At 40.2% G+C, this 13,163-nt stretch carries 15 protein-coding genes; 13 read left to right on the top strand and 2 right to left on the bottom strand.

What is annotated here, in order from left to right; genetic code table 11:
• The first annotated feature begins 483 nt into the window (after positions 1 to 483).
• From WKI23_RS04735 to ccpA, 7 genes are all read left to right on the top strand, one after another.
• Entirely contained in the window at positions 484 to 690 is a 207-nt protein-coding gene (locus tag WKI23_RS04735) for a hypothetical protein (protein WP_368079117.1), read from the top strand.
• On the top strand, positions 687 to 881 hold the full coding sequence (locus WKI23_RS04730; protein ID WP_368079116.1) for a hypothetical protein: 195 nt from the start codon (positions 687 to 689) through the stop codon (positions 879 to 881). The genes WKI23_RS04735 and WKI23_RS04730 overlap by 4 nt, the downstream gene beginning before the upstream one ends.
• Positions 868 to 1,752 (top strand): ABC transporter ATP-binding protein, encoded by an 885-nt coding sequence (locus tag WKI23_RS04725; protein WP_368079115.1) that lies wholly within the window; start codon positions 868 to 870, stop codon positions 1,750 to 1,752. Before WKI23_RS04730 ends, WKI23_RS04725 begins: the two co-directional genes overlap by 14 nt.
• Position 1,753: 1 nt before the next feature.
• A complete protein-coding gene (locus tag WKI23_RS04720; protein ID WP_368079114.1) occupies positions 1,754 to 2,491 on the top strand; it encodes an ABC transporter permease in 738 nt (245 codons plus the stop codon).
• On the top strand, positions 2,491 to 3,588 hold the full coding sequence (locus WKI23_RS04715; RefSeq protein WP_368079113.1) for a sensor histidine kinase: 1,098 nt from the start codon (positions 2,491 to 2,493) through the stop codon (positions 3,586 to 3,588). The genes WKI23_RS04720 and WKI23_RS04715 overlap by 1 nt, the downstream gene beginning before the upstream one ends.
• Entirely contained in the window at positions 3,589 to 4,188 is a 600-nt protein-coding gene (locus WKI23_RS04710) for a response regulator transcription factor (RefSeq protein ID WP_164226908.1), read from the top strand.
• Between the two features lie 318 nt (positions 4,189 to 4,506).
• Positions 4,507 to 5,517, top strand: coding sequence for a catabolite control protein A (gene ccpA / locus WKI23_RS04705; RefSeq protein WP_175880650.1), 1,011 nt, complete (start codon positions 4,507 to 4,509; stop codon positions 5,515 to 5,517).
• Positions 5,518 to 5,570: 53 nt separating this feature from the next.
• Here the strand turns inward: ccpA and WKI23_RS04700 are convergent, their stop codons facing one another.
• Positions 5,571 to 6,533 carry an asparaginase gene (locus tag WKI23_RS04700; RefSeq protein WP_368079112.1) on the bottom strand — a complete coding sequence of 321 codons (963 nt, stop codon included), beginning with the start codon at positions 6,531 to 6,533 and terminating at the stop codon, positions 5,571 to 5,573.
• A 65-nt stretch (positions 6,534 to 6,598) separates the two neighbouring features.
• Between WKI23_RS04700 and WKI23_RS04695 the strand changes: the two genes are divergently transcribed.
• Both WKI23_RS04695 and WKI23_RS04690 read left to right on the top strand, forming a co-directional pair.
• Positions 6,599 to 7,990 carry a Cof-type HAD-IIB family hydrolase gene (locus WKI23_RS04695; protein ID WP_368079111.1) on the top strand — a complete coding sequence of 464 codons (1,392 nt, stop codon included), beginning with the start codon at positions 6,599 to 6,601 and terminating at the stop codon, positions 7,988 to 7,990.
• Entirely contained in the window at positions 7,987 to 8,121 is a 135-nt protein-coding gene (locus WKI23_RS04690) for a hypothetical protein (protein ID WP_368079110.1), read from the top strand. The genes WKI23_RS04695 and WKI23_RS04690 overlap by 4 nt, the downstream gene beginning before the upstream one ends.
• Before the next feature lie 41 nt (positions 8,122 to 8,162).
• On the opposite strand, the gene WKI23_RS04685 is transcribed toward WKI23_RS04690, so the two are convergent.
• Positions 8,163 to 8,615 (bottom strand): universal stress protein, encoded by a 453-nt coding sequence (locus tag WKI23_RS04685; RefSeq protein ID WP_368079109.1) that lies wholly within the window; start codon positions 8,613 to 8,615, stop codon positions 8,163 to 8,165.
• A 161-nt stretch (positions 8,616 to 8,776) separates the two neighbouring features.
• On the opposite strand from WKI23_RS04685, the gene WKI23_RS04680 reads away from it, so the two are divergent.
• The 4 genes from WKI23_RS04680 (at position 8,777) to WKI23_RS04665 (ending at position 12,828) form a co-directional block, all read left to right on the top strand.
• Entirely contained in the window at positions 8,777 to 9,070 is a 294-nt protein-coding gene (locus tag WKI23_RS04680) for a hypothetical protein (RefSeq protein ID WP_368079108.1), read from the top strand.
• A gap of 153 nt (positions 9,071 to 9,223) precedes the next feature.
• A complete protein-coding gene (locus WKI23_RS04675; RefSeq protein WP_368079107.1) occupies positions 9,224 to 10,438 on the top strand; it encodes a pyridoxal phosphate-dependent aminotransferase in 1,215 nt (404 codons plus the stop codon).
• A 154-nt stretch (positions 10,439 to 10,592) separates the two neighbouring features.
• Positions 10,593 to 10,727, top strand: a complete 135-nt coding sequence (gene rpmH, locus WKI23_RS04670) for a 50S ribosomal protein L34 (RefSeq protein ID WP_000831905.1) — start codon at positions 10,593 to 10,595, stop codon at positions 10,725 to 10,727.
• Positions 10,728 to 10,863: 136 nt separating this feature from the next.
• A complete protein-coding gene (locus WKI23_RS04665) occupies positions 10,864 to 12,828 on the top strand; it encodes a peptide ABC transporter substrate-binding protein (protein ID WP_368079106.1) in 1,965 nt (654 codons plus the stop codon).
• The last annotated feature ends 335 nt before the right edge of the window (positions 12,829 to 13,163 follow it).

The following is a 13,163-nucleotide window of genomic DNA, read 5'->3' as shown; positions in this document are numbered from 1 at the left end:
TACAGAGATATGTGAGTGTCTATTTTTAAAACTAGATATTATATACATTAAGAGAGAATCAGTTTGCTTCTCTCTTTTTTGATTTTCAGTAATTCATTTTGATTGCGTATATTTTTTTGTTTCCTGATTTGTTCAATGAATACTGTAGTTTAGGTACATAAATTAAAATTTAACAGATTGTATAATTCTTACAAACTTTTAAGAAAGTAATTGAAGAGTTTTTTTGTCCTGACTATAATATATGTGTTTGTCTAATAAAAATTTCTACTCTTTTTGATTTTAAATAAGTATTAGCTTACATTATGGTGTGAATTGGGTTTGATATTTCTTTTGAGGAAGTTGCCTTAGATTTTTCTAATTGTGTTTTATTGTATAGTGTATCTTGCTTGTTTTGAACAGAATTTTTTATGACATTTGTCATATTTTCTAGTGACAGAAACTTCTATCTCCTCTGATTTCAAAAGACTATAATTGTAGTATGAAATGGAGGAAGAAGAGATGAGAAATAAAATGATTATCGCAGTGAGTTTAGTAGCAGCAGGAGTTATGACCTATCTCATGTTTTCGGGATTGGATGAGGATTTCTATCATTTTCCTTGGGAGGTCTTTGCTGGCTTTGGAATGATGTCCTGGCTTATCCGAGAAGGTTTGAAATTAGTCTCAGATGTGAAAAAGGAGTTTGAAAAATGAAAAAAGCGTTTCTCTATCTTTTTATTGGACTATCACTAGTGGTATGGTTGGTAGAAATGTTTACAGGTTGGTTTGATCAAGCCTTCCTTCACCAATTCATCCGTGGTGTCTGGGGATTAGGATTTATGATTTTTATCGTCTTTCCGATGGGAAAGGAGTGGCTGAAAGGAGAATATTATGAACATGATTAAGGTACAAGGCTTACATAAAAACATCAAGGGTAAGGCTATTTTGAAGGATATTTCCTTTGAGATAGCTGAAGGTGAATGTGTTGCCATGATTGGGCCAAACGGAGCAGGAAAGACCACACTCTTGGACTGTTTGCTTGGAGATAAACTGGTCACCAGTGGACAAGTATCTATCCAAGGATTGCCAGTGACGAGTTCTAAGTTAGACTATACAAGATCCTACCTCCCTCAAGAGAATGTCATCGTTCAGAAACTAAAGATAAAAGAGTTGATTGATTTCTTTCAAAAAATTTATCCAAATCACTTGAGTAACCAGGAAATCGATCAACTATTGCAGTTTGATCAGCAACAGAAAGAGCAATTTGCAGAAAAATTGTCAGGTGGGCAAAAGCGTCTTTTATCTTTTGTCTTGACCTTAATTGGGCGACCAAAGCTTGTCTTTTTAGATGAGCCAACTGCTGCCATGGATACCTCTACCCGTCAACGTTTTTGGGAAATTGTTCGGGACCTAAAAACGCAAGGAGTCACCATTCTCTATTCGTCTCATTATATTGAAGAGGTAGAGCATACAGCTGACCGGATTTTGGTTTTAAATAAGGGAGAGTTGATTCGTGATACGACGCCTCTAGCTATGCGTAGTGAGGAGATTGAAAAGCATTTTATCCTTCCTCTAGCTTACAAGGAAGTCGTTGAGCAGTCTAACTTGGTTGAAAGATGGGTACAAAAACAAGATGCTCTGCAAGTAGTCACACGAGAAGCAGATGCTTTCTGGGAACTGTTAGTTCAAGCAGGATGTAGCATACAAGAAATCGAAGTTAATAACCGTAGTTTGCTAGATACAATCTTTGAAGAAACACAGAAGGGAGATGACTAAGATGAAACGATGGATCGCACTAAACAAGATAGAATTTCTATTGACCAAACGGCAATTAGTCTATTATCTATTATCCGTAGGGATGCCGACAGCCTTCTATTTATTCTTTTCAGGCATGTACCAGGAAACACCAGGTGGACCCGCGAATTTTATGCGTGATTATCTTATCTCCATGACGGCTTTTTCCATGATGTCGACAGCTATCTTTTCATTACCAGCTGTCTTACATACCGATAAGATCAACAACTGGCAGAAAACATTACGTCATAGCCCTGTAAATATGGTAGAATATTATCTATCAAAGATAACAAGTATGCTGGTTGATTATTTGGTTTCAATCTTGGTGGTTTTCTCAGTTGGGCATTTTGTAAGAGGTGTAGAGATGCCTCTAGGAAGCTGGGTTGGGGCTGCGATTTTGCTGATTTTGGGAAGTATTGCTTTTGTAGCGATTGGCTTGACCTTGACTCTCTTACCAACTAGTCAGCTGATGTCTGTCGTGGGCAATCTTCTTTATCTAGGATTGGCTGTTTTAGGCGGACTCTGGATGCCTATCTCTTTATTTCCAGACTGGATGCAAGCGATCGGTAAGTGTCTCCCGACCTATCAGTTGATGGAGTTGCTCAAGACCTTCTTAAACGAGGGTGGCATCAATCTATCAGCCACAGTTTATTTACTTGTTTTTTCAGCAGTTTTATTTGGTTTGACTATTTACCTTCAAGGTCATAAGGAGAATGCTTAATGCTTGAAAGACTGAAAAGCATACACTATATGTTTTGGGCAAGTTTGATTTTTATGCTTTTTCCCATCCTACCTGTAGTGATTGGGGAGCTTCCTGCTTGGCATTTATTGGTTGATATTCTATTTGTAGTGACGTATTTGGGTGTTTTAATAACTAAGAACCAGCGCATATCATGGCTTTTCTGGGGGATCATGCTGGTCTATGTAGCTGGGAATACCGCCTTTGTTGCTGTGAATTATATCTGGTTTTTCTTTTTTCTTTCCAATCTCTTAATTTATCATTTTGGCGTACGTAGTTTAAAGTCTTTACATGTATGGACATTTCTCCTTGCTCAAGTCCTTGTTGTGGGCCAACTGTTGATTTTTCAGAGAATCGAAGTTGAGTTTCTAGTCTATCTGATTGTAATTCTTACTTTTGTCGATTTGATGACTTTGGGCTCGGTTCGGATTCGAATTGTGGAGGATTTGAAAGAAGCACAGGCTAAGCAAAATGCCCAGATAAATCTATTGCTTGCTGAAAATGAACGCAGTCGTATCGGTCAAGATTTGCATGATAGCTTGGGACATACCTTTGCTATGCTTAGTGTTAAAACTGATCTAGCCTTGCAGTTATTTCAAATGCAGGCTTATCCACAGGTGGAAAAGGAATTAAGAGAAATACAGCAAATTAGTAAAGAATCAATGCGTGAAGTGCGAACCATTGTGGAAAATCTTAAGTCTAGAACTTTGACATCCGAACTAGAGACTGTGAAAAAGATGTTAGAAATTGCTGGAATTGAGGTGGAAATAGCTAATCAACTAGATACAGCTAGCTTAACTCAGGAATTGGAGTCAACGGCTTCCATGATTTTGCTTGAGTTAGTAACCAATATCATCAAACATGCCCAAGCGTCTAAAGCTTACTTAAAATTAGAACGGACAGAGAAGGAACTCATTTTAACAGTAAGTGATGATGGCTGCGGCTTTGCTTTTCTAAAAGGAGATGAGCTCCATACAGTCCGAGATCGTGTTTTTCCATTTTCAGGAGAAGTAAGTGTAATCAGTCAGAAACATCCAACGGAAGTGCAAGTTCGACTACCTTATAAGGAGAGAAAGTAGATGAAAGTATTAGTCGCAGAAGATCAAAGTATGTTGCGAGATGCCATGTGCCAGTTGCTCACGCTTCAACCGGATGTAGAGTCTGTCTTTCAAGCCAAGAATGGGCAAGAAGCAATCCAACTCTTAGAAAAAGAGTCTGTAGATATCGCCATCCTTGATGTAGAGATGCCTGTGAAGACAGGTCTTGAAGTCTTGGAGTGGATACGAGCAGAAAAGCTTGAAACAAAGGTGGTTGTGGTGACGACCTTCAAACGTCCTGGGTATTTTGAACGTGCGGTCAAGGCTGGAGTGGATGCTTATGTCTTGAAAGAAAGAAGCATTGCAGACCTCATGCAAACTTTGCATACTGTCCTCGAAGGAGGCAAGGAGTATTCGCCTGAATTGATGGAAGTGGTGATGACGCATCCCAATCCATTAACAGAACAAGAGATTGCTGTTTTAAAGGGAATTGCTCAAGGCTTGTCTAACCAAGAAATTGCAGATCAACTTTATTTATCAAACGGAACCGTCCGAAATTATGTCACCAATATTCTTTCAAAACTAGATGCAGGTAATCGAACAGAGGCAGCTAATATCGCGAAAGAATCTGGTTGGTTGTGATACTATCTTAACTCGAAAACCATCATGTGCTAAAATTGATGGGATTGAATGGAACAATTTGTAACTTGAGGGAGCTTGGTTTCCTCCTTTTTGTTTCGTCTAAGGTGGTAGCAAGGAGCTAAACCTAGGCTTTCTATGAAATTTTTTCAATCAATCTTCAAAAAACACTTGAAAGTGTTTACAATTAGTGATAGAATGGAATAAGTAGAAACATGAAAACGAAATTTTCACATCTTCACTTTTGTAAGTAGATACAGAGCTTCAATCGGTGCCTCTACTTGTAAAAGAATGTGTGGGATAGAAAGGGCAGGAAAAGGAATGAATGCAGATGATACAGTAACCATTTATGATGTCGCTCGTGAAGCAGGTGTTTCCATGGCGACGGTCAGCCGTGTGGTCAATGGCAATAAAAATGTAAAAGAGAATACCCGTAAAAAAGTGCTAGAGGTAATTGATCGTTTGGATTATCGTCCAAATGCAGTTGCGCGTGGTCTTGCAAGTAAAAAGACAACCACTGTCGGTGTCGTGATTCCAAATATTACCAATGGTTATTTTTCGAGTTTGGCTAAGGGGATTGATGATATTGCCGAAATGTACAAGTACAATATTGTCCTAGCTAATAGCGATGAAGATAACGAGAAAGAAGTTTCTGTTGTCAATACCCTCTTTTCAAAGCAGGTAGATGGCATTATCTTTATGGGTTATCACTTGACAGATAAAATTCGCTCAGAATTTTCGCGTTCACGTACTCCGATTGTTCTCGCAGGAACTGTCGATGTTGAGCACCAGTTGCCAAGTGTCAATATTGACTATAAGCAAGCAACGATTGATGCAGTGAGTTACCTTGCTAAAGAAAATGAGCGTATTGCTTTCGTTAGCGGTCCGCTAGTGGATGACATCAATGGTAAGGTTCGTTTAGTTGGCTACAAGGAAGCCTTGAAAAAAGCAGAAATCGCTTATAGTGAGGGTTTGGTATTTGAATCTAAGTATAGCTATGATGATGGTTACGCCTTGGCAGAGCGTTTGATTTCATCAAACGCAACTGCAGCAGTTGTGACAGGTGATGAGTTGGCAGCAGGAGTCTTGAACGGTTTGGCTGATAAGGGTGTGTCAGTACCAGAAGATTTTGAAATCATTACTAGTGATGATTCACAAATCTCACGCTTTACACGTCCAAACTTGACAACGATTGCCCAACCTCTTTATGACCTTGGTGCCATTAGTATGCGTATGTTGACCAAGATTATGCACAAGGAAGAGTTGGAAGAACGTGAAGTTCTCTTACCTCATGGTTTGACAGAACGTCGCTCAACACGAAAACGTAAATAGAAAAAATCAGGGAATCGAGAAGATTTCCTGATTTTACTTTCTAGAGAAGAGTCTTACCCTTCCATATAGTCTTTCAAAGCCTGCCCTTTTAGTCCGGCATTGAGGGCAATGAGGAGTTTCAAACGGGCTTTTTGGGCGTTGAGCTCTTTAACAAAGAAGACACCAGATTTTTGCAACTGCACGCCCCCACCTTGGTAGGCATAAACAGGTTCTGCAATACCGTTAAAGCATCGTGAAACCAGGGCGACTGGGATTCCTTTTTGCAGAAGACTTTCTAATTTTTGAGCCGTTTCTTTGGGAATATTACCAGCACCGAAGGCTTGGATAATCAAACCGTCCAATTGTTCCAAATCCAGCATATCAATCAGCTCATCTGTCATACCAGCATAAGCTGAGATGATAGGGACTAAGCCTTGTATGTGATCAAGATCAAAGCGAACACGAGGTTCAGCTGTTTTAAAGTAGAGTATTTCCTGTTTCATAATCAGACCAAGTGGCCCGTGTGTTGGAGTCTGGAAGGTGCTGACGTTGGTCGTATGTGTTTTGGTAACATACTTGGCAGCGTGGATTTCATCGTTCATAACAACTAAAACTCCTTTGTCCGCAGCCTTGTCATCGCTAGCCACCCGCAAAGCACTCAGATAGTTATAAACACCATCACTACCGAGTTCATTGGAGCTACGCATGGCTCCTGTTAGAACGATAGGCATATGGGGGACTTCCATGGTGTCAAGGAAATAGGCTGTTTCTTCCAAAGTGTCGGTTCCGTGTGTGATCACCACTCCATCGTAGTTATCTGCTTCCTCTTTAATTTTTTGGTAGAGGGCCAGCATATGCTTGGGTTTGATATGGGGGCTTGGCAGGTTAAAAAAGTCCAAGGCGTGGACTTGTATTCCTTCAAGTGGATTGGACACATGGTTCATGGGATTATCTGAACTGGTCACAACAGCGCCAGAAGCATCGGCCTGCATGGAAATAGTCCCACCCGTATGTAAAACAAGGATTTTCTTAGGCATGATTTACTCACTCTTTCTGAAATGTGGTATAATCATTGTATCACAAAAGGGGAGATTGGGATAGTATGGAAGTCAAAGCGGTTTTTTTTGATATCGATGGAACCTTGGTCAACGATCGCAAGAGTGTTTTGAAATCCACTAAGGACGCGATTAAGATTGTCAAAGAACAAGGGGTGCTTGTCGGCGTAGCGACAGGGCGAGGACCTTTTTTTGTTAAGGAATTGATGGACGATTTGGATCTGGATTTTGCGGTAACCTACAATGGCCAGTATATCTTTACTAAAGACAGAGTCTTGTTCACGAGCCCTATTTCCAAGTTACACTTACGCCATCTCATTACTTATGCTAAAAAAGAGGGTAAAGAGATTGCCCTAGGGACCAAGGATGCTATGCTGGGTTCTAAAATCATGTCTTTTGGTTTGGGTTCTTTTTCCCAACGAATCAGTCGCTTCGTTCCCTCAGTTTTAACTCGGACAGTGAGTCATTCCTTTAATCGTATGGTCAGCAAGGTTGTTCCCCAAAAGGAAGAAGATCTGCTTCATCTGATGAATCAGCCTATCTACCAAGTTTTGATGCTGATGACACCAGAAGAATCTGAGAAGGCGGCAGCTGATTTTGAAGACTTGAAATTGACACGTAGCAATCCTTTTGCTGCGGATGTCATCAATCAAGGAAACTCCAAATTGGAAGGCATTCGCCGAGTCGGGAAAGAATATGGCTTTGACCTCAACCAAGTCATGGCCTTTGGTGACTCAGATAACGACCTGGAAATGCTGGCGGGTGTCGGTATGTCGGTTGCTATGGGAAATGGTAGTAGCAGTGTTAAGGAAGTTGCCAAACACATTACCACTAGCAATCAGCAAGACGGAATCCATAAGGCCCTAGAACATTTTGGTGTTTTGGCTTCGGAAAAAGTCTTTGTCAGTCGTGACTATCATTTCAATAAGGTCAAGACCTTCCACCGCATGATGGATGAACGGACCCAAGAAGAACCTCGGGCTTGGGATTTAGAAGGTGCAACCCATAGGGCTGGCTTTAAAATAGAAGAATTGGTGGAGTTTGTTCGAGCTGCTAGTCCTTCTGAAGAGGATTTTGGTCAAGCACTATCGCAACTTCATCAGGCCCTTGATAAGGCAGCGGATAAAGTAGCCAAGAAGACACCTGCTCAGCAAGATTTGGTGGGGCAAGTGGATGCCTTGATAGACACGCTTTATTTCACCTACGGTAGTTTTGTTTTGATGGGGGTGGATCCAGAGCGTATTTTTGATATTGTCCATCAGGCCAATATGGGGAAAATTTTCCCAGATGGCAAGGCTCATTTTGATCCAGTGACCCACAAAATCCTAAAGCCAGATGATTGGGAAGAAAAATATGCTCCAGAACCTGCTATTAAAAAGGAACTTCAGCGCCAGCTCAAGGCTTATGAACGCCATAAAGAGAGAAATAATACTCAATGAAAATCAAAGAGCAAACTAGGAAACTAGCCGCAGGTTGCTCAAAACACTGTTTTGAGGTTGTGGATAGAACTGACGAAGTCAGTAACCATACCTACGGCAAGGCGACGTTGATGTGGTTTGAATTAGTATAAATAGTAAACAAAAAGGAGCGCTGAGCTCCTTTTCTTTGTAATTATAAGGTTTTTTCTTGTTCTCTCACAACCAGCAAATCGACCTTAGCATGGCGGAGGATGTATTCAGATGAAGATCCGACCAAGAGACGTTCAAAGGCGTTGAGACCAGTTGCGCCAACGAGGATGAGGTCCACTTCCTCAGCATCGGGAATAGTACGTGCCAAGAGGGTTTTTGGATTTCCCATTTCAATGACGATGTGAATATCTGCCACACCAGCATCTTTAGCACGTTTTTCGTACTCTTTCATCAGACTTTCAGCGTCGACTTGGAGTTGTTCGTAAACTTCAGCATCAAAGGTGGATACGCTTTGGAGAGCGCGTGTGTCAATGACATGTGCGATGGTGAGTTTAGCGTCGTTTCGTAGAGCAGAATGAACTCCCTTGATAAAAGCCAAGTCTGCTTCCTTAGAACCATCGATTGCGACCATGATATTTTGGTAACGTTGTGCCATAATGAAACCTCCTGAAATTTTCTTACTATCATTGTAAACCTTTTCACTATAGAAGTAAAGTAAAAAAAGTATTTTTCAAAAGAATGTTAGCGCTTAAAATCTATATAAATATATGATAAAATAAAAGAAAGGATAGCAGGAAAGAAGTGAAGGGAGGGAGAATGATGAAAAACTCTTTTCAAAAATCAAATTTCCTTTATTATGGAATCATCCTAGTTTCAATCTTAGTAGAAGTTGTCATGATCTGGCAATTAGAGAGTCTGGTACCGTTTCTTTATCCAGGGTTTATCGGATTTTTAGTCTTTCATGTACTCTACCATCTAATCTTATTCCTGGTTGCAAAACGAAGTGGGCGTTGGGATTACTTGATGATATGGGGGCTTTTCCTCATGTTTAATCTTCTCTATGACTCCTTTTTAGGCTTGCTTTTTCTAGGTTTATCTTTTGGTATGTGATGTTTTTAGGAAAAACCTGCTATAACCATTGTTTCGACCTCGCTTTTAGCGAGGTTTTTCTTCTGTAGGATTTTAGTAACACATTTCAGTAAACTTGTCGCATTCTCTTTCTAGTGGTATAATGTTACTATCTCGATGAATTGAGGAAACAAGATGAAAGAATATAACAAGTCTAGTAAGTTAGAGCATGTTGCTTATGATATCCGTGGTCCTGTTTTGGAAGAAGCCATGCGAATGCGAGCAAACGGAGAAAAGATTTTACGTCTGAATACAGGAAATCCAGCAGAATTTGGCTTTACAGCGCCAGACGAGGTCATTCATGACTTGATTATGAATGCGCGTGATAGTGAAGGGTATTCTGACTCAAAAGGGATTTTCTCAGCCCGTAAGGCCATCATGCAGTATTGCCAGTTGAAGAAATTCCCCAATGTCGATATTGATGATATTTACCTTGGAAATGGTGTCAGTGAACTAATTGTTATGTCCATGCAGGGGCTTTTGGATAATGGAGACGAGGTCTTAGTACCTATGCCAGACTATCCTCTCTGGACAGCTGCTGTCAGTCTAGCTGGGGGAAATGCCGTTCATTATATCTGTGATGAAGGTGCAGAATGGTATCCAGATATTGACGATATCAAGTCAAAAATCACTTCCAATACCAAGGCAATCGTCCTTATCAATCCAAACAACCCAACTGGAGCCCTTTATCCTAAGGAACTCTTGCTGGAGATTATTGAAATTGCCCGTCAGAACGATTTGATTATCTTTGCGGACGAAATCTATGACCGCATGGTAATGGATGGACATGTGCATACGCCTGTGGCGAGCCTGGCACCAGATGTTTTCTGTGTCAGCATGAATGGTCTATCAAAATCCCACCGTATTGCTGGTTTCCGTGTGGGTTGGATGGTCTTGTCTGGACCTAAGACTCATGTTAAAGGCTATATCGAAGGGCTCAATATGCTGTCCAATATGCGTCTTTGCTCTAACGTTTTGGCCCAGCAAGTCGTACAAACTTCCTTGGGCGGTCACCAGTCAGTCGATGAATTGCTCCTTCCTGGTGGACGAATTTACGAGCAAAGAAATTTCATTTATAATGCCATTAAAGAGATTCCAGGTCTCTCTGCCGTAAAACCAAAGGCTGGGCTCTATATCTTCCCTAAAATCGACCGCAATATGTACCGTATTGATGATGATGAGCAGTTTGTTCTTGATTTCTTGAAGCAGGAAAAGGTTCTCTTGGTTCATGGTCGTGGTTTTAACTGGAAGGAACCAGACCACTTCCGTATCGTTTACCTTCCTCGTGTTGATGAGTTAGCCCAAATCCAAGAAAAGATGACTCGTTTCTTGAAACAGTATCGTAGATAGGGCTTACATCAGAAAAAGCGCCAAAAAGCAGTAAACATTTGCCTTGAGCTATTGACAAAAGTGAAAGAATCAGATAGAATAGTAAAGTATGTTTAGTAACTGATCACTTTATAGCCGGCTAAACGAATACAAAATCTATGAGGAGGTATTCATCGTGAAACGTACTTATCAACCAAGTAAACTTCGTCGTGCGCGCAAACACGGATTCCGTAACCGTATGTCAACTAAAAACGGTCGTCGCGTATTGGCAGCTCGTCGTCGTAAAGGACGCAAAGTTTTGGCTGCATAATCCAAACGAACCATAACAAAAATCAGTAGGAACTCGAGTCTACTGATTTTTATTTTTGTAAAAAAGTTCAAAAGACTTTATATTTTCCCTCAAATGGTGTATAATATTTCACATACTGTAAAAATGGAGAATAATCATGAAGAAATCAAAAGTTATGCTTTTTGGAGCTATGGCTTTGACAGCAGGTCTAGCTTTAGCAGCGTGTGGATCTTCCCAATCTAGTAATGCTGAGAAAACCTACTCTTATGTATTTACTAGTAATCCTGATACCTTGGACTACATTACGTCAACGCGTGGCTCTACTTCAAGTATTACGACCAACTTGATTGATGGCTTGTTAGAAAATGATAAGTATGGTAATCTCATTCCATCTATGGCTGAGTCATGGACGGTGTCAAAAGATGGTTTGACCTACACTTATAAAATCCGTCAGGGGGCGAAATGGTACACTTCAGAGGGCGAAGAGTATGCGGATGTAACGGCTCATGACTTTGTGACAGGTCTCAAGTATGCAGCTGATAAAAAGGCTGAAAACTTGTACTTGGTTCAAGACTCTATCAAGGGCCTCGCAGACTACGTTGAGGGGGAAACATCTGACTTTGAAACTGTTGGTGTTAAGGCAGTGGATGACTATACTCTTCAATATACTTTGAATAAGCCGGAATCTTACTGGAATTCTAAGACTACTGGGGGCATTTTGAGTCCTGTAAATGAAGCTTTTTTGAAATCTAAGGGAGATGACTTTGGAAGTGTAACACCATCCAGTATCTTGTCAAATGGTCCTTACTTGTTTAAATCTTTCTCATCAAAATCTTTGATTGAATTTGATAAAAACCCTAATTACTGGGATAAGGATAATGTGAAAATTGAGAAAGTGAAGCTCTCTTTCTTTGACGGTTCTGACCAAGATAGTTTGGCGAGAGGATTTTTGGAAGGGAACTACTCGGACGGTCGTATCTTCCCGACAAGTTCAGTGTTTAATCAGTTGAAAAAAGGGAATGAGGACAAAATCACCTACACACCACAAAACTCAATTACTTTCTATTATCTTTTTAACGTTAATCGTCAAAGCTACAAGCAGACCATGAAACAGTCTGATAAGGAAAAGACAGATTCACTTGCGGCCATGCAAAATAAGGATTTCCGTCAGGCTGTCAACTTTGCCTTTGACCGTCATGCTTATGCAGCGCAGACAAATGGTGAAGATGGAGCAGACCGTATCTTGCGTAACACGCTTATCCCAAGTGATTTTGTCCAAATCGGTGGTAAAAACTTTGGAGATGTTGTCAATGAAAAGATTATTAACTATGGTACAGAGTGGTCGAATATCAATTTGAATGATGCGCAACCTGCCTTTTTGAATCCTGAAAAAGCCAAGGCAGCATTTGCTAAGGCCAAAGAAAGCTTGCAAGCTCAGGGAGTAACCTTCCCAATTCATTTGGATATGCCGGTTGACCAGACGGCCAAGTTAGATGTACAACAAGCAAGTTCCTTTAAGCAGACAGTGGAAGAAACCCTTGGGGCGGACAACCTTGTGATTGACGTCATTCAACTTTCTCCAGATGAGAAGGACCAAGCTACATTCTTTGCAGATACAGCTGAACAAAAGGACTATGACATTGATATTTCAGGTTGGAGCGGAGATTACTCGGATCCGAAAACTTATCTTGATCTCTTGGATCCAGAGTCAGGTTCACAGCTTAACAATATTGGGTTGACTGCTGGAAAAGATAATGAAGTAAAAGAAAAAATTGGACTTTCTGCTTATAAGAAGTTACTAGATGAAGCAGATAAGGAAGTTGCAAATACTCAGGCTCGTTATGAAAAATTTGCTGAAGTCCAAGCTTGGTTAACTGACAGTTCCTTGTTCTTGCCAGTTCAAAGTGGTGGTGCCAACCCAATCTTCCGTAAGACTGTACCGTTTACAGGAGCTTTCTCTTTCGTTGGTCATAAGGGAGATGCTGATAATTACAAATATGTTGAACTACAAAAAGAGCCGGTAACTGCGAAACAGTACCAAGAACTTTATGAAAAATGGCTAAAAGAAAAAGCTGAGTCGAATAAAAAAGCTCAGGAAGATTTAGCTAAGCACATTCAATAAAATTTCTAGTCATGCTTTTCAGTTAAGTATAGTGACTGGATTCAGAAAAAAGACCTTGCCAGACTCTTCTTGGTTCTGGTAGGGTCTTTTCTTTATTCTTTTATTTTTGATGAAGTAATTGGAGGTGGCTAGAGTTTTAAATACCTCAAATGCTTTATTGCATGTTTTTGAATAAAAATTTATTAAAATCCACAAATTTGTATAAGTTATTATCGATAGAAAACAGTAAATAGGGTAAATTTTAATATATTTTAATTAAAGTAAAAATGAGGCTAAAAGTTGACGGGGGGGGGGTATTTCATGCTATAATGTACGTATAATCTTATTACCTAAAG

The organism is Streptococcus pseudopneumoniae, assembly GCF_038148955.1.
GTDB classification, from domain to species: Bacteria; Bacillota; Bacilli; order Lactobacillales; family Streptococcaceae; genus Streptococcus; species Streptococcus pseudopneumoniae_T.
The sequence above is the reverse complement of the archived record's forward strand: the minus strand, read 5'-3'. Positions and strand labels throughout refer to the sequence as shown.